This is a genomic window from Bradyrhizobium sp. HKCCYLRH3099, assembly GCF_051167855.1.
Taxonomy (GTDB): domain Bacteria; phylum Pseudomonadota; class Alphaproteobacteria; order Rhizobiales; family Xanthobacteraceae; genus Bradyrhizobium.
Window position 1 is genome coordinate 425,257 of sequence record NZ_JBNPTW010000003.1, and the last position, 18,571, is coordinate 443,827.

At 66.9% G+C, this 18,571-nt stretch carries 14 protein-coding genes; 8 read left to right on the top strand and 6 right to left on the bottom strand.

All coding sequences use genetic code 11. From position 1 onward, the window contains the following. The first annotated feature begins 154 nt into the window (after positions 1–154). The 4 genes from ACQR1Y_RS10145 to ACQR1Y_RS10160 all read left to right on the top strand — a co-directional run bounded on the left by ACQR1Y_RS10145 (position 155) and on the right by ACQR1Y_RS10160 (position 4,276). Positions 155–1,294: an acyl-CoA dehydrogenase family protein gene (locus ACQR1Y_RS10145; protein WP_434876081.1), complete on the top strand. Its 1,140-nt coding sequence runs from the start codon at positions 155–157 to the stop codon at positions 1,292–1,294. A 136-nt stretch (positions 1,295–1,430) separates the two neighbouring features. Then, a complete protein-coding gene (locus tag ACQR1Y_RS10150) occupies positions 1,431–2,600 on the top strand; it encodes an acyl-CoA dehydrogenase family protein (protein ID WP_434876080.1) in 1,170 nt (389 codons plus the stop codon). Beyond that, positions 2,600–3,253, top strand: a complete 654-nt coding sequence (locus ACQR1Y_RS10155; RefSeq protein WP_434876079.1) for a glutathione S-transferase family protein — start codon at positions 2,600–2,602, stop codon at positions 3,251–3,253. Before ACQR1Y_RS10150 ends, ACQR1Y_RS10155 begins: the two co-directional genes overlap by 1 nt. Positions 3,254–3,484: 231 nt before the next feature. Next, entirely contained in the window at positions 3,485–4,276 is a 792-nt protein-coding gene (locus tag ACQR1Y_RS10160; protein WP_434876078.1) for a helix-turn-helix domain-containing protein, read from the top strand. Here ACQR1Y_RS10160 and ACQR1Y_RS10165 read toward each other — a convergent pair. Next, entirely contained in the window at positions 4,246–6,825 is a 2,580-nt protein-coding gene (locus ACQR1Y_RS10165) for a cation-translocating P-type ATPase (RefSeq protein ID WP_434876077.1), read from the bottom strand. The genes ACQR1Y_RS10160 and ACQR1Y_RS10165 overlap by 31 nt on opposite strands. A gap of 204 nt (positions 6,826–7,029) precedes the next feature. Between ACQR1Y_RS10165 and ACQR1Y_RS10170 the strand changes: the two genes are divergently transcribed. From ACQR1Y_RS10170 to ACQR1Y_RS10185, 4 genes are all read left to right on the top strand, one after another. Next, entirely contained in the window at positions 7,030–7,896 is an 867-nt protein-coding gene (locus ACQR1Y_RS10170) for a 3-keto-5-aminohexanoate cleavage protein (protein ID WP_434876076.1), read from the top strand. Between the two features lie 120 nt (positions 7,897–8,016). Next, positions 8,017–9,615: an AMP-binding protein gene (locus ACQR1Y_RS10175; protein WP_434876075.1), complete on the top strand. Its 1,599-nt coding sequence runs from the start codon at positions 8,017–8,019 to the stop codon at positions 9,613–9,615. A gap of 140 nt (positions 9,616–9,755) precedes the next feature. After that, on the top strand, positions 9,756–11,372 hold the full coding sequence (locus ACQR1Y_RS10180; RefSeq protein WP_434876074.1) for an acyl-CoA carboxylase subunit beta: 1,617 nt from the start codon (positions 9,756–9,758) through the stop codon (positions 11,370–11,372). A gap of 14 nt (positions 11,373–11,386) precedes the next feature. After that, positions 11,387–13,342 carry an acetyl/propionyl/methylcrotonyl-CoA carboxylase subunit alpha gene (locus ACQR1Y_RS10185; RefSeq protein ID WP_434876073.1) on the top strand — a complete coding sequence of 652 codons (1,956 nt, stop codon included), beginning with the start codon at positions 11,387–11,389 and terminating at the stop codon, positions 13,340–13,342. Positions 13,343–13,706: 364 nt separating this feature from the next. Here the strand turns inward: ACQR1Y_RS10185 and ACQR1Y_RS10190 are convergent, their stop codons facing one another. The 5 genes from ACQR1Y_RS10190 to ACQR1Y_RS10210 form a co-directional block, all read right to left on the bottom strand. Continuing rightward, a complete protein-coding gene (locus ACQR1Y_RS10190; RefSeq protein WP_434876072.1) occupies positions 13,707–14,069 on the bottom strand; it encodes a response regulator in 363 nt (120 codons plus the stop codon). Continuing rightward, positions 14,056–15,438: a sensor histidine kinase gene (locus ACQR1Y_RS10195; protein ID WP_434876071.1), complete on the bottom strand. Its 1,383-nt coding sequence runs from the start codon at positions 15,436–15,438 to the stop codon at positions 14,056–14,058. Before ACQR1Y_RS10195 ends, ACQR1Y_RS10190 begins: the two co-directional genes overlap by 14 nt. Before the next feature lie 353 nt (positions 15,439–15,791). Then, complete coding sequence (locus ACQR1Y_RS10200) at positions 15,792–16,094, bottom strand: cytochrome c (protein ID WP_434876070.1); 303 nt, start codon at positions 16,092–16,094, stop codon at positions 15,792–15,794. A gap of 13 nt (positions 16,095–16,107) precedes the next feature. Continuing rightward, a complete protein-coding gene (locus tag ACQR1Y_RS10205; RefSeq protein WP_434876069.1) occupies positions 16,108–16,857 on the bottom strand; it encodes a CBS domain-containing protein in 750 nt (249 codons plus the stop codon). Between the two features lie 98 nt (positions 16,858–16,955). Next, positions 16,956–18,506: an AMP-binding protein gene (locus ACQR1Y_RS10210; RefSeq protein ID WP_434876068.1), complete on the bottom strand. Its 1,551-nt coding sequence runs from the start codon at positions 18,504–18,506 to the stop codon at positions 16,956–16,958. Positions 18,507–18,571: the final 65 nt, after the last annotated feature.

Here is an 18,571-nt window from a genome sequence, read left to right on the forward strand (position 1 = left end):
GGTGAGTGCAATGCACTGTCTTGCGTCAAGGCGCTGGTTGTCTGTCACGACTGCGCGGCGCGCTGCACGTGATGTCGGCCGTCAGCGCCTCGACGCAAGGCGATACCGCGGCTTCCGGTCATCCTGGCGACACAGCAACCAGAACCCGGCAGCGATGACGAAAAGCCCGTTCTACACCGCCGAGCACGAGGCCTTCCGCGACGTCGTCAGGCGGTTCGTCGACAAGGAGATCGCGCCGTTCGCGAACGCCTGGGACGAGGCGGGCGAATTCCCGCGCACGCTGTATGCGAAAGCGGCCGAGATCGGCCTGCTCGGCCTGGGCTTCCCGGAAGAGTTCGGTGGCGTGGCCGCGGACCAGTTCATGAAGATCGTGTCGTCGCAGGAGCTGGCGCGAGCGGGCATCGGCGGCGTCAGCGCCAGCCTGATGAGCCACTCGATCGGCGCGCCGCCGATCGCGCGCGCGTCAAGGCCGGAGGTCCGGGCGAAGGTGCTGCCGGAGATCCTTGGCGGGCGGAAGATCTCGGCGCTGGCGATCACCGAGCCGAGCGGCGGCTCGGATGTCGCCAATCTCCGCACCAAGGCGGTCCGCGACGGCGATCACTATGTGGTCAGCGGCGAGAAGACGTTCATCACCTCGGGGATGCGGGCCGACTACATCACCGTCGCGGTGCGAACCGGCGGGCCCGGACCGGTGGGTGTCAGCCTGCTGCTGATTCCCGGCGACACGCCGGGACTGACGCGGACCAGGCTGAACAAGATGGGCTGGTGGGCCTCGGATACGGCGACCCTGCACTTCGACAATTGCCGCGTGCCGGTCGAGAACCTGATCGGCGAGGAGGGGCAGGGCTTCAAGCTGATCATGCACAATTTCAACAGCGAGCGCATGGGCATGGCGGCGAGCTGCACCGCGTTCGCCCGCGTCTGCCTCGACGATGCGATCGCCTATGCCAGGGAGCGCCACACCTTCGGCAAGCCGCTGGCGCAGCACCAGGTGATCCGGCACAAGCTGGTCGACATGGCGCAGCGCGTCGCGGCCTCGCAGGCGATGCTGGAGATGCTGGCGTGGCGGCTCGAACAGGGCGATAATCCCGTGGCCGAGATCTGCATGATGAAGAACCAGGCGACGCAGACGATGGCGTACTGCGCCTCCGAAGCGGTGCAGATCTTCGGCGGCGCGGGGTTCATGCGCGGCGTGCGTGTGGAACGCATCTATCGCGAGGTCAAGGTCAACGCCATCGGCGGCGGCACCGAGGAGATCATGAAGGATCTGGCCAGCCGGCAGATGGGATTGTGAGCCACGCTTTTTCAGCTCGTCATGCCCGGGCTTGACCCGGGCATCCACGCTGGCACCACAACAGAACAACGACGTGGATGGCCGGGACAAGCCCGGCCATGACGTCAAAATAAACGCGACAGGAGCCCGAGGAAGAATGCTCTTCACCGCCGATCACGACGAACCGCGCCGCATCCTGCAGAAGTTCATCGCCGCCGAGATCAATCCCCATGTCGACGCATGGGAACAGGCCGGCATCTTTCCGGCGCATGAGCTGTTCAAGAAGCTCGGCGCCCTCGGCTATCTCGGCCTCAACAAGCCGGTCGAGTTCGGCGGCCAGGGGCTGGACTATTCCTACGCGCTGATGATGGCCGAGGAGCTCGGCGCCATCACCTGCGGTGGCGTGCCGATGGCGATCGGGGTGCAGACCGACATGGCGACGCCGGCGCTGGCCCGGTTCGGCTCCGATGAGCTGCGGCGCGAATTCCTGGCGCCCGCGATCTCCGGCGATGCGGTGGTCTGCCTCGGCGTGTCGGAAACCGGCGCGGGCTCGGACGTCGCCTCGATCAAGACCACGGCCCGCTCCGATGGCGACGACTACGTCATCAATGGCGGCAAGATGTGGACCACCAACGGCACGCAGGCGGACTGGATGTGCCTGCTCGCCAACACCAGCGACGGGCCGGTTCATCGCAACAAGTCGCTGATCATCGTGCCGATGAAGACCAAGGGCGTGCAGATCGCCCGCAAGCTCGACAAGCTCGGCATGCATTCGTCGGACACCGCGCAGATCTTCTTCGACAATGTCCGCGTGCCCAAGCGCAACCGCGTCGGCGAGGAGGGGCAGGGCTTCACCTACCAGATGCTGCAGTTCCAGGAGGAGCGGCTGTGGGGCGCGGCGGCCTGCCTGAAATCGCACGAATACATCATCGCCAAGACGATCGAGTACACGCGCGAGCGCAAGGTGTTCGGGCGCAGCGTGCTCGACAATCAGGTGGTGCATTTCAAGCTGGCGGAGATGCAGACCGAGGTCGAGCTGCTGCGTTCGCTGATCTACCGCGCGGCCGAGGCGCTGATCGCCGGCGAGGACGTCACCCGGCTCGCGACCATGGCCAAGCTCAAGGCCGGGCGGCTCGGCCGCGAACTGACCGATGCCTGCCTGCAATATTGGGGCGGCATGGGCTTCATGAACGAGACGCCGGTCAGCCGCGCCTATCGCGACGCCCGGCTGACCTCGATCGGCGGCGGCGCCGACGAGGTGATGCTGACGATCCTGTGCAAGATGATGGGGACATTGCCGGGGACCGGCAAAGCGGGGAATGCCTGATGATCACGCTGTATCATTGCGACGGCGCCCGCTCGTTCCGCCCGCTGTGGATGCTGGAGGAGCTCGGAGCTGACTACGAGTTGAAGATGTTGCCGTTCCCGCCGCGGGTGCTGGCGAAGGAATATCTCGCGATCAATCCGCTCGGGACCATTCCGTTCATGACCGATGGCGAGACGAAGATGACGGAGTCCTCGGGCATCTGTCACTATCTCGGCATCAAGCATGGCCCGACCCCGCTGATGGTCGGACCTGAGGAGAAGGATTACGGCGCGTTCCTGAACTGGATGTATTTCTCGGACGCGACGCTGACCTTCCCGCAGACGCTGGTATTGCGATACACGCAGCTGGAGCCTGAGGAGCGGCGCTCACCGCAGGTCGCGGCCGACTATGCCAAATGGTTTCTGGGCCGGCTGCGCGCGGTGGAGGCAGCCACTGGGAATGCTGAGTTTCTGTGCGGCCGCTTCACGGCGGCGGACATCGTCATCGGCTATGCGCTGCGACTGGCCGACACGCTGGGCCTCGCCAAGGATTTCGGGCCGAATGTGGCGGCTTATTGGGCGCGTCTGCAGCAGCGCGACGGCTACAAGCGGGCACGCGCGGCTGAGCAGCGTGCTGGTGAAGAGCAGGGCATCAAGCCGCGCGTCAGGCCGTGAGTTGCGCACGTCATTTTGAGGCTACGTCATTCCGGGGCGATGCGTCGCATCGAACCCGGAATCTCGAGATTCCCGGTTCGCGCTGACGCGCGCCGGGGAATGACGGACATCTCGAATCGGTGAGTTAACCGCGACAAAAATCGGCAGTCGTCGCCGATGACAGCGGCGCGAATTGCGCTATGGTTCTCCTCCAAAGAAGCGGCCGCAGAGTCGCGCCTCAGGAGGAAGACCATGGATGTTTCCCGCCGGGACTCCGGCCATCTCATGCTGATTACGCCCGAGCGCGTGTTCTACGCCGGGCTGCTCGGCCGACCGCGCCAGCGCTGCTCGGGCGCGCTGCACATTTACGTCGCGCTGACCGGCAGCCTGCGGCTGCTGCCCGAGGGCGGCGAGGCGCGGTGCGGCGAGCTGCTGGTGGTGCCGCCGAACAAGCAGCATACGATCGAGAGCGACTACCGCACCGTCATTGTCGTGACGATGGAGCCGGAGAGCGTGCCGATCGGCACGCTGGATCGCTTCGCGGCCAAGGTCACGCGCGAGGCCGAGGCCTTCGCCTGCCGCATCCGCGCCGCCTATGAGGAACTGGTGCAGCGGCCGCTGTCCGGCGACGTCACCAGCGCGGTGTTCGACCGTCTGTGCTTCGGCGAGGTGCTGCCGCAACGGACGCTCGATCCGCGCGTGGTCAAGGCGATCGGCCTGATCAGCCGCTTCTCGGGCGAGCCGGCCACCGCCGAGAGCTGCGCCGCCGCGGTGGGCCTGTCGACCTCGCGCTTCCTGCATCTGTTCAAGGAGGAGACCGACATCTCCTTCCGCTCGTTCCGTGCCTGGAAGCGCGCGCGGCATCTGCTCAACTACGCCAACCAGGATCTCAACCTGGCGCATCTCGCGCAGGACATCGGCTATCCCGACTCGACGCATTTCAGCCACTCGATCCGCCGCTTCTACGGCCTGAAGCCGCGCGCGATCTTCTCCGGCTCGCGCGATCTCGCGATCTATCGCAGCGGCGAGGCGGCGCTGACCTGATCGGCTTTCGCGCGCCGCGTCAGCGCGGCGCGCAGCGGGAATTTCGACAGCTCCAGCACGATCAGCGTGCTGATCGCGGCCGCCGCGGTCAGCGCGAGGTCGTCGGCGTGCAGCGGCCCGAACTTGAACAGCGCCGCGACCGGCGGCACCGTCAGGCTGGTCGCGAGCACGGCGATGACAACAGCGATCACCGACAGCAGCACGCGATTCGGCCGCAGCAGCGCCTCGCGCAGCGAGCTCGAGAACGAGCGGTTGACGAAGATCAGGCTGACGATCACCGACACCAGTGTGAAGAACACCAGCGCACGCAACTCGTCGTCGGGCATGCCGTTGCGGTGCGCCAGCAGCAGCACGCCGCCGGTGGTGATGACGGCGAGCAGGCCCTGCAGCGCGCCCCACAGCACCAGCGGGCGCGGCAGCAGCGGCTCCAAGGGATCGCGCGGCCGCCGCCGCATAACGTCCTCCTCCTCGGTCTCGGCCTCGAACACCAGCGAGCAGACGGGATCGATGATCATCTCCAGAAACGCGATGTGAATGGGCCCGAGCAGCAGCGGCAGGCCGGTGAGGAGCGGCAGCAGCGCGAGGCCTGCGATCGGAAAATGCACCGCGAGGATGAAGCTCATCGCCTTGCGCAGATTGTCGTAGATCCGCCGGCCCAGCCGGATCGCCTTGACGATCGAGCCGAAATCATCGTCGAGCAGCACGATCGCGGCCGCCTCGCGCGCGACGTCGGTGCCGCGGCCGCCCATCGCGATGCCGATATGCGCGGCCTTCAGTGATGGCGCGTCGTTGACGCCGTCGCCGGTCATGGCGACGATCTCGCCGTCGGCCTTGAGCGCGGAGACGATGCGCAGCTTCTGCTCAGGCATGATGCGCGCGAAGGCCGTCGGCGTGCGCGCGGCGCGCGCCAGCGCATCGTCGTCGAGATCGGCAAGCTCGGGGCCGGTGATGACGCGTTCGGGATCGAGCCCGGCCTGCCGCGCGATCGCCGCGGCCGTGGCCGGATAATCGCCGGTGATCATGAGCACACGGATGCCCGCGGAGCGGCATTCGGCGACGGCGTTGGGCACCTCGGCGCGCAGAGGATCGGCGAAGCCGACGAGGCCGCGGAAGCTGAAGGCGAAGCCCCGCTGGGTCTCCGGCAACGTATCGTCGCCCCAGCGCGCCTCGGCGACGCCGAGCACGCGCAAGCCGTCGACCGCGAGCGTCTCGACACGGGCCTGCAACCCCGCCAATTCGGTGTCGGTGAAGCCACACAGCCTGGCGATGGCTTCAGGCGCGCCCTTGGCCGCGACCATGCTGACGCCGTCACGCGACCAGACATTGGTCATCGCAAGCAGATCGGGACGCAGGCCATAGCGCCGCTGCAGGCTGGCGCCGGCGGTTGCGTCGGGGCCGAGGGCCTGCAGCGCCGTCTCCATCGGGTCGTGCGACTGCGGGTCGCAGGCCAGCACGGCGGTCGCGACGAGATCGCGGAAATCCGCGGTGACCGCATCGGGCGATGACGTCGTCGGTTGCAGCGTCACGCCGTCCGCCCGCACCAGCCGCGCCACCATCATCCGGTTCTGCGTCAGGGTGCCGGTCTTGTCGGTGCACAGCACAGTGGCGGCGCCGAGCGATTCGATCGCGGCGGCCCGCCGCGTCAGCACGCGCGCCTGCGAGATGCGCCAGGCGCCCATCGCCAGGAACACCGTCAGCACGACCGGGAATTCCTCGGGGAGCATCGACATGCCCAGCGCGATGCCGGCGAGCAATCCTTCGAGCCAGCCGCCGCGATACAGCGCGTAGAGCACGACGGTGATCGCCACCACCACGGCGCCGCCGATCGCGAACGCCATCACGAGACGCCGCGTCTGCTGGCGGAGGCGCGGCGTCTCGGTCTCCAGCGTGCTGACCGACTGCCCGATCCTGCCGATCGCCGTGCGCGGTCCGGTCGCCATCACCTCGGCAATGCCGCCGCCGCGCACGACGAGGCTGCCGGAGAACACGAAGGGCTGATCGTCGCCGCCGGCTGCGACAGGGGCGGCGCTGTCCGCATCACTTGCCGGCCGCTTGCGCACCGGCACGGATTCGCCCGAGAGCAGCGATTCATCCGTCAGCAGATCGTCGCATTGCCGCAGCACGGCGTCGGCCGCGACGCGATCTCCCTCCGCCAGCACGATCATATCGCCGCGCACCACGTCGCGGCCGGCGATGCGGCTGCGCTCGCCGTCGCGGATCACGAGCGCGCGCGGGCTGGAGAGATCGCGCAACGATTCCAGCACGCGCTCCGTGCGCGCCTCCTGCACGATGGTGATGAACACCGACGCCGAGGCGAACACGCCGAGCAGCATTGCTTCAGCCATATCGCCCAATGCGAGATAGATGCCGGCGCCCGCGAGCAGCAGGAGCAGCATCGGTTCCTTCAGCACGTCCGCGATCAGCCGGATGATCGAGCGCGCGCCCGCCTGCGGCAGCTCGTTGAAGCCCTCTGCCTGCAGCCGCCGCGCCGCCTCGGCGGCGCTCAGCCCGTTTGGAAACGTTGGCGCCGGTTGTGTGTCGGTGGGCATTGCACGCTCGATCTGGAGGGCAGACAGGAACCGCTTAGCGTCGATCACAGGCCGCAGGCTTGACGCAAAGCAATAACGGGAAAGCGCCGTTCCAACCAGCGAGTCAACGCAAGCAGATCGCGCCGCGACATCATCATATGGGCGCAGACCTGCACCGCGCTGCTTGCGTGAAAGCTTCTTCGAACGAGTGTCAGAACGACTGCCATGAGCGACAAAGCCGTCATCACCTGCGCGCTGAACGGCGTGCTCACCGATCCCAGGCAGCATCACGTGCCGGTCACGCCGGAGGAGATGGCGCGCGAGGCGCGCCGCGCCTATGACGCGGGTGCGGCGATCATGCACATCCATCTGCGTCAGCAGGCGCCGGGCAAGGGCCACCTGCCGTCCTGGGAGGTCAATGTCTCGCGCGAGATTCAGCAGGCGATCCGCGAAGCCTGTCCCGGCGTGATCATCAATCACACCTCGGGCGTCTCGGGCCCGAACTATCAGGGCGCGCTCGACTGCATCCGCGAGACCCGGCCGGAGATCGCCGCCTGCAACGCCGGCTCGCTGAACTATCTGAAGGTCAAGGCCGACAACAGCTGGGCCTGGCCGCCGATGATGTTCGACAACTCGGTCGAGAAGATCGGCGACTATCTCGCTGTCATGAAGGACGTGAACACGATCCCGGAGTTCGAGTGCTTCGACGTCGGCATCGTGCGCTGCGTCGGCATGTATCGGCAAACGGGCATGTATGCCGGACCTCTGGAGTACAACTTCGTGATGGGCGTGGCGTCGGGCATGCCCGCGGATCCGGAGCTGTTGCCGATCCTGCTCAAGCTGAAACTGCCGGAGGCGCATTGGCAGGTCACCGCGATTGGCCGCGCCGAGATCTGGCCGCTGCATCAGCGCTGCGCCGAGCTCGGCGGTCATCTGCGGACCGGGCTGGAAGACACGTTCTACCTCGCTGATGGCGCCAAGGTGACGTCCAACGGCCAGCTGATCGAGGCCATCGCGGCGTGCGCAAGACGTGCGGGCCGCGAGATCGCGAGCCCGGCCGAGGCACGGCAGATGTTCGGGACGGTGAACTGACGCAACATGCCTCCGTCATTGCGAGCGAAGCGAAGCAATCCAGTGCTGCGCGTGACGCCCCTGGATTGCTTCGTCGCCTTCGGCTCCTCGCAATAACGCGGATGGAGAGGGACTAAAGCCATGACCAACCTCGATGCCACCGGCGGCGTAGCCGGGCCGGGCCAGATCGGCCGGGTCGCGATCGGCGATCTCCTGAAGCGCGCGGCGCGACGGTTTCCGGATCGCGTCGCGATCACCGATGGTGGCCGACAGGTGACCTTCACCGAGCTGGAGCGCGATGCCAACCGGTTCGCGAACACTCTCGTCGCGAAGGGGCTCAAGCCGGGCGAGAAAATCTCGACGGTCTGCAACAACTCGATCGATTTCGTCAAAGCGCTGTTCGGCATCCATCGCGCCGGGCTGGTCTGGGTGCCGATCAACACCATGCTCGGACCCGCCGACATGGACTACATCCTCGGTCATGCCGAGGTGCGGTTCGCGCTCATCGATGACAATCTCCATGCGCAGCCGGAGCGCCGCGCGGCACTCGAGAAGCGCGGAGTCGAGCTGGTGGCTGTCGACCTCACCGGCACGGCCAAGGCCGCAGGACTGGCCAGCTTCAACGAGCTGATCCAGGGCCAATCCGAGATTGAGCCTGAGATCGAGATCAACGATCGCGATCTGGCGATGATCATCTACACCTCCGGCACGACGTCGCGGCCGAAGGGCGCGATGCATTGCCATCTCGCCGTGGTCATGGCCGTGATGAGCAACTGCATCGAGATGCAGCTGTCGCGCGACGACGGCATCACCGGGCAGTTCCCGCTGTTCCATTGCGCCGGCCATGTGCTGCTGCTCAGCTATCTCTCGGTCGGCGGCCGCATGGCGCTGATGCGCGGCTTCGATCCGGTGGCCTGCATGGAGGCGATCGTGCGCGATCGTCTCACCGTGTTCGTCGGCCTGCCGCTGATGTACCAGGCGATCCTCGATCACCCCCGGCGCGAGGAGTTCGATCTCTCGCACTTGCGCACCTGCCTCTACACGATGGCGCCGATGAGCCGGCCGCTGCTGGAGCGCGCCATCAAGGATCTGTGCCCGAACTTCGTGCTGACCAGCGGCCAGACCGAGATGTATCCGGCGACGACGATGTCGCGGCCGGAGGTGCAGCTCAACCGGTTCGGCAACTACTGGGGCGAGTCGCTGTTCGTGAACGAGACCGCCATCATGGACGATGCGGGAAATCTCCTGCCGCCCGGCGAGATCGGCGAGCTCGTGCATCGCGGGCCCAATGTGATGATGGGTTACTACAAGGATCCCAATTCGACCGCGGAAGCCCGCAAGTTCGGCTGGCACCACACCGGCGATCTCGCGGTCATCGACCAGGGCGAGGTGCTGTTCCTCGACCGCAAGAAGGACATGATCAAGTCCGGCGGCGAGAACGTCGCCTCCGTCAAGATCGAGGAGACCCTGCTGGCGCATCCGGCGGTGCAAAACGCTGCCGTCGTCGGGTTGCCGCATCCGCAATGGGGCGAAGCGGTCTCGGCTTTCGTCAAGCTGAAGCCGGGCGCGCAGGCGAGTGAAGCGGAGCTGCTGGAGCATTGCCGCAAGTCGCTCGGCGGCTTCCAGGTGCCGAAGCTGGTCCGCGTGCTCGACGAGATGCCGATGACCGCCACCGGCAAGCTGCGCAAGGTCGAGCTGCGCCAGGCCTATGGCGAGCATTTTGCGGCGAAGAGCGCGTGAGGCGTGCCACAAACTCCATCGTCATTCCGGGATGGCCCGCAGGGCCAGGCCCGGAATCCATACTCCCGATCGTGGTTATGGATTCCGGGCTCGCGCTTCCGCGCGCCCCGGAATGACGCGCAATAATGAGATCGTTGCTCATGGCCATCATCGAAAACACCATCTCTCCCACCGGCGCCGCCTTCCAGGCCAACCGCGACGGCATGCTCGGGCTGATCGCGCGGATGCGCGATCTCGAGGCGCGGACACGCAACGCCTCGGCCGCGGCCAAGGACCGCTTCCACCAGCGCGGCCAGCTGCTGCCGCGCGAGCGGGTCGCACTGGTGCTCGACCCCGGCGCGCCGTTCCTGGAACTGTCGACGCTCGCCGGCTACATGTTCGATACGCCCGATGCCACCAAGAGCGTGCCGGGCGGCGGCGTCATCGCCGGCATCGGCTTCGTTGCGGGCGTGCGCTGCATGGTGTCGGCGAACGATGCGGCCATCGATGCCGGCGCGCTGCAGCCTTACGGCCTGGACAAGACCCTGCGCGTGCAGGAGCTGGCGCTGGAAAACAAGCTGCCTTACGTGCAACTGGTCGAGAGCGCCGGCGCCAACCTGCTGCGCTACCGCGTCGAGGACTTCGTTCGCGGCGGTAACATTTTTCGCAACCTGGCGCGGCTATCGGCGGCCGGCCTGCCGGTCGTCACCGTCACGCACGGCTCGTCGACCGCTGGCGGCGCCTATCAGACCGGACTGTCCGACTACATCGTCATGGTGCGCGGCCGCACCCGCGCCTTCCTCGCCGGGCCGCCGCTGCTGAAGGCCGCGACCGGCGAGATCGCGACCGAGGAGGAGCTCGGCGGCGCCGAGATGCATACGGCGATCTCCGGGCTCGGCGACTATCTTGCCGAGGACGACCGCGATGCTTTGCGCATTGCGAGGGAGATCATGGGCAAGCTGAATTGGGATCGGCCGTCGCACGACGCGCCGGCGGCGAAGCCGCCGCGCTACGACCAGGAGGACCTGCTCGGCATCATGCCGCTCGATCACAAGCGGCCGGTCGACATGCGCCAGATCATCGCGCGGATCGTCGACGACAGCGACTTCGTCGAGATGTCGCCGAACTACGGCCCCGCGACGGTCTGCGGTCATGCCCGCATCGAGGGCCAGGCGATCGGCATCGTCACCAACAACGGGCCGCTCGATCCCGCCGGCGCCAACAAGGCGACGCATTTCATCCAGGCGTGCTGCCAGAGCCGCACGCCGATCCTCTATCTCAACAACACCACCGGCTACATGGTCGGCCGCGCCTATGAGGAGGCCGGCATGATCAAGCACGGCTCCAAGATGATCCAGGCGGTGACGTCGGCAACCGTTCCCCAGATCACGATCTATTGCGGCGCCTCGTTCGGTGCCGGCAACTACGGCATGTGCGGCCGCGGCTTCCATCCGCGCTTCTGCTTCTCCTGGCCGAACGCCAAGACGGCCGTGATGGGTGGCGAGCAGGCGGCCGAGACGATGGCGATCGTCACCGAGGCCGCAGCGGCGCGCCGCGGCAAGCCGGTGGAGCGCGAGAAGCTCGATGCCATGAAGGCGCAGATCATCGGCGTGTTCGACAGCCAGATGGACGTGTTCGCGACCTCGGCGCGGGTGCTCGACGACGGCGTCATCGATCCGCGCGACACCCGCGCGGTGCTGTCGGAGGTGCTGTCGATCTGCCGCGAGTCCGAGGCGCGCGAACCGCAACGCATGCAGTTCTCGGTGGCCAGGCCATGAGCGGAGAGAAGACGATGTCGCGCCGGCCTTTCCACAAGGTGCTGATCGCCAACCGCGGCGAGATCGCGCTGCGCGTGATGCGCACGGCGCGCCGGCTTGGTCATGGCGTGGTCGCCGTCTATTCCGACGCCGACGCTGGCGCGCCGCATGTCCGGCTCGCCGATCAGGCCGTCCGTCTCGGTGCGCCGCCGCCGGCGCAGTCCTATCTGAACATCCCGGCGATCATTGCCGCGGCGAAGGCGACGGGTGCGGACGCCGTTCATCCCGGCTACGGCTTCCTCGCCGAGAATGAGGATTTCGCGCGGGCCTGCAAGGAGGCGGGTCTCGTGTTCATCGGACCATCGCCCGAGGCGATCGAGGCGATGGGCAACAAGGCCGGCGCCAAGACGATCATGCAGTGCGCCGGCGTGCCCTGCGTGCCAGGCTATCAGGGCGAGGACCAGGGCGACGAGGCGATGCTGCGCGAGGCGAAGCGCATCGGCTTCCCCGTCATGATCAAGGCCGTCGCAGGCGGTGGCGGCCGCGGCATGCGACTGGTCAGCGAAGCCGGCGCGTTTGCTGACGCGCTGCGCAGCGCGCGCTCGGAAGCTGCAACGGCGTTCGGCGACGGCACGGTCATCCTCGAGAAGGCCATCGCCAATCCGCGCCACGTCGAGATCCAGGTGTTCGGTGACAGCCATGGCAACGCCGTGCATCTCGGCGAGCGCGACTGCTCGGTGCAGCGGCGCCATCAGAAGCTGATCGAGGAGGCGCCGTCGCCGGCGGTCGGCCCGGAACTACGCGCGCGCATGGGTGCGGTCGCGGTGCAGGCCGTGAAGGCGCTCACTTACGAAGGCGCCGGAACGCTGGAATTCCTGCTCGACGGCGACGGCCAGTTCTACTTCATGGAGATGAACACGCGGCTGCAGGTCGAGCATCCCGTGACCGAGGCGCTGACCGGGCTCGATCTCGTCGAGTGGCAGCTCCGCATCGCCGCCGGTGAGCCGCTGCCACTGCGTCAGGAGCAGATCAGCTTCACGGGCCACGCCATCGAGGTGCGGCTGTGCTCGGAGGATGCCGCTCAGGACTTCATGCCGCAATCCGGGCGCATGGCGCTGTGGCAGATGCCGGAGACGATCCGGGTCGAGCATGCGCTGGAGTACGGCGCGGAGATTCCACCCTATTACGATTCGATGATCGCCAAGCTGATCGGCCATGGCGCGTCGCGCGAGGAGGCGCGGGCGCGGCTCACCACCGGGCTGGAACAGGCGGTCGCGCTCGGCGTCACGACGAACCAATCCTTCCTGTTGTCCTGTCTGCGGCACCCGGCGTTCGCCGCCGGCAAGGCAACCACGGCATTCATCGCGGCGCATCGTGACGAGCTGCGTGCACCAGGCGTCGCGGCCGAAGATATGGCGCTGGCCGCTCTGCTGCTCTCCGTCAGTCACCCGCTGGCGCGTCCCGTTCGCCAGGGGCGATCGCTGGCCCCTGCCTTTGCGACGCCGCTTCGCTTTGCGCTCGGGGACGAGGTCCACGAATGCGAACTGCTGCGCGACCGTGACGGCAGCTACAGCGTCGTGCACGGCGGCGTCGCGCAGCGCTGCGAGATCGTGGCGCTGGACAGCGAGACGATCCGGATTCGCCGCGACGGCATCATCGACAGCGCCCGCTTCGTGCGCGACGGCGATCGCCTGTTCGTGCAGCATCGCGGCCGGGTGCTGGCGCTGCGCGACCTCACGCTGGCCGCATCGCAGTCGGCGGCCGCGTCCGGCGGCGACGGCAAGGTTCGCGCGGCGCTGAATGGCCGCGTGGTCGCGGTGTTGGTGAAGCCCGGTGATCAGGTCGCGGCCGGTCAGCCGATGCTGACGCTCGAAGCGATGAAGATGGAGCATGTCCACACCGCCGGCATCGCCGGCACGGTGATGGCAATCGAGGTGGCGGAGGGGGATCAGGTCACGACGGGCCGGATCGTGGTGGAGATCGCGGGGTGATTGCCGGGGGCGAGTCGCGCGCTGCCGGGCGCGGTTATTGGGCCCTGGCATAGAGACTTCCCGTGCGGTTGCCCCTGACCCCAACCCTTTCCCCGTGAAGAACGGGGAGAGGGAGCGCACCGGTGCTCGCGGCGATGCCTCGTCTTAAACTGACGATCCGGAACTGATCATTGAGGCAATCTCCGTCGGCACGCGCGGTGCAACCTCTCCCCGCCCTTTGCGGGGAGAGGTCGGATTGCGCAGCAATCCGGGTGAGGGGCATGGCACTGAGGTTGCCGGCGGGAGGTCTGTCGGAGTCGCATGTCGGCGCCACACACACGAGCCGCCCGCTGCTGTCGCCAAGCCTCAGGACTGCAGCTGCGCTTCACCCCGGCAATTGCCGCCGCAAGGTCGCGACCAGGCGCGAGGTCTGGAAGGGCTTCGACAGCAGTGGCGCGCTGGCGAATTCCTCGGGGCATTGGTCGACCGAATAGCCGGTGACGGCAACGAACGGAACGCCCTGCGCCCTGAGCGCGCGGGCGATCGGGGCCGAGGTCTCGTGTCCGAGATTGACGTCGAGCACGGCGAGGTCGCAGCGGTGCCGCTGCAGCAGGTGCAGCGCCTTTCCCACCGTCGGCGCGACGCCGACCACGGCAAACCCGGCCTCTTCCAGCTCGACCGACAGGTCGAAGCCGATCATGGGATCGTCCTCGACGATCAGGACATTGACCTTGTCAGCAACGGGCATGGAGGCTGCCGCGGCTGATGCGTTGCAAGGGGCAGTTGAGGTGCCAGCGGAGGCCGGACGCCGCGTATTCGATCTCGACCGTTGCATCCAGCCCGGCCCGGACCATGTCGGTGATGACGCGGCTGCCGAAGCCGCGCTGTTCCGGCGACGCGACCGCGGGGCCACCGCTCTCGCGCCAGCTCATGTCGAAGTCGTTGCCATCGCATCGCCAGTCGATCGCAACACGTCCGTCGTTGCCCGAGAGCGCGCCATGTCTCGCGGCATTGGTGATCAGCTCGTGGACGGCCAGGCCGATCGCCTGTGCCGCTTCCGGCGTCAATTCGATCTGCGGCCCGTCGATCGCGATGCGATTGCCGATGAGGTCGCGGAAGGCGCTGAGCTGGGCGTGAACGAGATCACGCAGCGGAATGAACCGCCAGTCGTTCTGGATCAGCAGATCCTGATTGCTCGCAATCGCCTGCAGGCGCTGCAGGAAGCGATCGAGATCGAGCGGCCGGCCGTGGCGCGTCATCTGCCGCGCAATCGCCTGCACCAGCGACAGCAGGTTCTTGCTGCGATGGTTGACCTCGGCGAGCAGGGTGCGCAACTGCTCGCGGGTCTGGCGCTTGTCGGTGATGTCGCGCACGATCTTGGAGGCGCCGATGATGCGGCCGGCGGGATCGCGGACTGGTGACACGGTCACCGAGACGTCGATCAGCGCGCCGTCCTTGCGCAGCCGCACGGTTTCGAAATTGTCGATCATCTCGCCGGAGACGACGGTGGCGAGGATGCGATCCTCCTCGGCCTGGCGCTCCCCGGGGATGATCGTGCGGATCGAGCGGTTGATCATCTCGCCTTCCGAGAAGCCGAAGATGCGCTCGGCGCTCTTGTTCCAGCTGGTGACGGTGCCGTCCAGCGTCTTGCTGACGACGCCATCCGATGAGGAGGTGACGATGGCGGCCAGCATCGCGGCGCTGCGCTGCGCCGTCTTGATCGTGGTGACGTCGCGCAGGATGCCTGAGACGCCGATGATCTGACCGAGTCCGTCGCGGATCGGCGAATAGGTGATGGCGACCTCGATCGGGCGGCCGTCTTTCGCCAGCCGGACCGTCTCGAAGCTCTCGATCGAAGCGCCGACGCTGACACGGGCGCGGATCGACAGGGCCTCCTGCTTCAGCTCGGGAGGAACGATATTCAGAATCGACTGTCCGATCATCTCGGCGGCGCGATAGCCCAGCATCCGTTCACATGCCGCATTCCAACTGCGGATGATCCCGTCCACGGTGGTGCCGAAGATGGCGTCGGCTGACGCATTCACGATCGCGGCGAGATAGGCCGCATCGTCGTCGGTCGCGCGGGGGGCGTTGGAGGCGCCGGGCATTCCGTGCACGTCGCGGGCTCCTTGCTAGCAGGCCGGCCAAGAAGGCGCTGCGCACCCGATTACCAACTTGTTTGTGTACGAATGCAAGAGCTATCTCATTCGCTGCTTGGTGTTGGCTTTTCCGGCAACGAGGACAAGGAGAGTCGCGGTCGGCATACCGACTGAGGGACGTGCGACGTGCTCCAGCTCACGGCGGCGAATACACGAAACGCTGACTTGACAATTTTGTTCCAGCGGATCGGTCCGAAAAAGAAGAAACAGCCCGCGCGTCGAAACAAGGCAGGGGCCGCGGCGCATCCCCGTACCGGGTGCAGCGCAATTTGCGCCTGGTCGCCAACCACGCCGGCCATGCCGGTTGCCCATTACTTCCTGAGGCTGAGAATATAGCCGGCGAGATCGTCCGCGTCGGCTGCACCGAGCGGGCTGTTGGCCATCGTGGCGTGCGGAAGCAGCAGGAACCTCACCAGCATGTCCCTGGTCAGGCCCTCCTTGGCGGCGATGGCGACGAACGGCCGGGCGCGCCGGAACCGGGGCGCCTCGGCGCCGACCACATGGCACTCGGCGCACCAGCGTTCCGCGACCTGGCGGCCATGGTCGAGATCCTCTGCCGCCGCTGGCGTCAGGAGCAGCAACAGCAGCATCGGCAGCGCGATGGTGCGGCGCATGGAGCTTTGCTCCTCAGAGCGGCTGGTCGTCATCGGTCGACGGCTGCTCCTGCAGCGAAACGATGTCGCCACCGCCGAACTCGTCCTCCGGAGGCGGATAGACCCACATGTGATCGCGCACCTCCCGGACGCCGTCCACGCTCTTGGCCGCCACGATCGCGGTGGCGCGTTCACTCTCGTGACGCACCGCGCCGCTCAGATGCGCGATCCCGTTGCGAACCACGACATTGAAGCGGCAGTGCTTGCAGGCGGCCTGGTCGAGCGCGTCAAGGATCGCAGCGCGGATGGCGTCGTCGTCGGACGTGGGCCCGGGAACCGTGGTGGCGAGATCGGCCAGGGTCTGGACGAAGTCGGTGTGCGTGATCATCCCGACCAGCCGGTCGCCACTGACGACGGGCAGGCGCTTGACGCTGCGCTTCTCCATGATCGCGGCGATCTCGCCGAGAGCGGCGTCCGGGCTGACCGTGACCGGAGGGCGGCTCATGATGTCGCCCACGGTGCGGCCATGGGCGTGGACGAAATCGGCGCTGACGCGGCCGCGGCCGACGAGGAGGTCGAGCCAGCGGCCGTGCCGCCGTTCCGTGCCGAGTTCGGCCCGACGCAGGAAGTCGCCGTCGGTGACCATGCCGACGAGCTGGCCGGAGGCGTCCACCACCGGCAGGCCGCCGATGTGGTTGCGCAGCATGATCCGCGCCGCCTCGGCCACCGGCGTTCCGGGGGTGACCGTGATCACCGATCTCGTCATGATTTGATGAGCGCGCATGTCGTCGTCTCGTACAATGGCTGCGGCTGCAATCGGTGGAGGATAGGCTCGGCGATGCTGCCTGCGCTTGACAAGGATCAACCCGAGGTCGCGACGGTCTAGACGATCCGCGAGGTCTTGTTGCCCCAATAGCGGTCGCGCAGCAGGCGCTTGTAGAGCTTGCCGGTCGGCAGCCGCGGCAGCTCCTTCTCGAAGTCGATCGAGCGCGGCACCTTCTGCCGTGCCAGCGATTGCCGGCAAAAGGCGATCAGCTCCTCCTCCAGCTCAGGACCGGGCGTGATGCCCGACATCGGCTGGATCACCGCCTTCACCTCCTCGCCGAGATCGGCATTGGGCACGCCGAACACGGCGGCATCAGCGACCTTGGGATGGGTGATCAACAGGTTCTCGCATTCCTGCGGATAGATGTTCACGCCGCCGGAGATGATCATGAAGGTGGCGCGGTCGGTGAGATAGAGATAGCCGTCGGCATCGACATAGCCGACGTCGCCGACCGTGCTCATGGTGCCGTCGGCCGAGCGCGCCTCCTTGGTGCGCTCGGGGTCGTTGAAGTACTCGAACGGCGAGCCGGTCTTGAACCACACCGTGCCGGCGATGCCGACAGGGCAGGGCTGCATGTTTTCGTCGAGGATGTGCAGGTCACCGAACAGCACTTTGCCGACGGTGCCGCGATGCGCGAGCCATTGCTCGCTGTCGCAGGCGGTGAAGCCGAGACCCTCGGTGGCGCCGTAATATTCGTGGATGATCGGCCCCCACCATCGGATCATGTCCTCCTTGACCTGTGCGGGGCAGGGGGCGGCGGCGTGAATGGCCACTTCCAGCGAGGACAGGTCGTAGCGGGTGCGGACATCCTCCGGCAGTTTCAGCATGCGCGAGAACATTGTCGGCACGAGCTGAGTATGGGTGATGCCCCACTGCTGGACGAGCTGGAGATAGCGCTCGGGATCGAAATTCTCCATGATGATGGCGGTGCCGCCTGAGCGGATGGTGAGGTTGACGGCGGCCTGCGGCGCGGAATGATAGAGCGGCGCAGGGGAGAGGTAGATCATGCCCTCGCGATAGCGCCACAGCTTCTCCAGGAAGTCGAAGATCGGGAGCTGCTGCACGGGCGGCTGTTCCGGCAGCGGCCGCAGGATGCCCTTGGGCCGGCCCGTCGTACCTGACGAGTACAGCATCGCCGTGCCGACGCTCTCGTCGGCAATCGGCGTCGACGGCAGGCCGGATGTCGCCTCCGCCAGGCCGACGATGCGGTCGCTTTCACCTGGGCCATCGGAGACGATGCACAGCTCGATGCCTGGCGCTTCCCTCAGCGCCTCCCGCGCGACGTCGAGCTTGGCGACCGAGGTGATCAGCAGGCGCGACTGGCTGTTGTTGAGGATGTAGGCGAGCTCGCCAGGCGTCAGGTAGGAATTCACGCAGGTGAAGTACAGGCCGGAGCGCTCGCCGGCGCCGCACGCCTCGAGATAGCGATTGTTGTTCTCCATGAAGATCGAATAATGATCCAGCCGCTTCAGGCCATGACGGCGGAACAGATGCGCAAGGCGATTGCTGCGCGCCTCCAGCTCGCGATAGGTCACGGCTTCGCCGGTGGAGGCCATGATGAAGGCGGGCTGCAAGGGGCGCAGCTTCGCGTGCTTGCCGGTGTACATGTCTGCTCCTCCCATGACCGTCCGGCGGAGGCTTCGGGTGCACGCGGCGTAAGGCAGGGCGGAGC

Coding starts and splice junctions, on each gene's coding strand:
- ACQR1Y_RS10145 (WP_434876081.1), top strand. CDS start 155: ATGACGAAAAGCCCGTTCTACACCGCCGAGCACGAGGCCTTCCGCGAC.
- ACQR1Y_RS10150 (WP_434876080.1), top strand. CDS start 1,431: ATGCTCTTCACCGCCGATCACGACGAACCGCGCCGCATCCTGCAGAAG.
- ACQR1Y_RS10155 (WP_434876079.1), top strand. CDS start 2,600: ATGATCACGCTGTATCATTGCGACGGCGCCCGCTCGTTCCGCCCGCTG.
- ACQR1Y_RS10160 (WP_434876078.1), top strand. CDS start 3,485: ATGGATGTTTCCCGCCGGGACTCCGGCCATCTCATGCTGATTACGCCC.
- ACQR1Y_RS10165 (WP_434876077.1), bottom strand. CDS start 6,825: ATGCCCACCGACACACAACCGGCGCCAACGTTTCCAAACGGGCTGAGC.
- ACQR1Y_RS10170 (WP_434876076.1), top strand. CDS start 7,030: ATGAGCGACAAAGCCGTCATCACCTGCGCGCTGAACGGCGTGCTCACC.
- ACQR1Y_RS10175 (WP_434876075.1), top strand. CDS start 8,017: ATGACCAACCTCGATGCCACCGGCGGCGTAGCCGGGCCGGGCCAGATC.
- ACQR1Y_RS10180 (WP_434876074.1), top strand. CDS start 9,756: ATGGCCATCATCGAAAACACCATCTCTCCCACCGGCGCCGCCTTCCAG.
- ACQR1Y_RS10185 (WP_434876073.1), top strand. CDS start 11,387: ATGTCGCGCCGGCCTTTCCACAAGGTGCTGATCGCCAACCGCGGCGAG.
- ACQR1Y_RS10190 (WP_434876072.1), bottom strand. CDS start 14,069: ATGCCCGTTGCTGACAAGGTCAATGTCCTGATCGTCGAGGACGATCCC.
- ACQR1Y_RS10200 (WP_434876070.1), bottom strand. CDS start 16,094: ATGCGCCGCACCATCGCGCTGCCGATGCTGCTGTTGCTGCTCCTGACG.
- ACQR1Y_RS10205 (WP_434876069.1), bottom strand. CDS start 16,857: ATGCGCGCTCATCAAATCATGACGAGATCGGTGATCACGGTCACCCCC.
- ACQR1Y_RS10210 (WP_434876068.1), bottom strand. CDS start 18,506: ATGTACACCGGCAAGCACGCGAAGCTGCGCCCCTTGCAGCCCGCCTTC.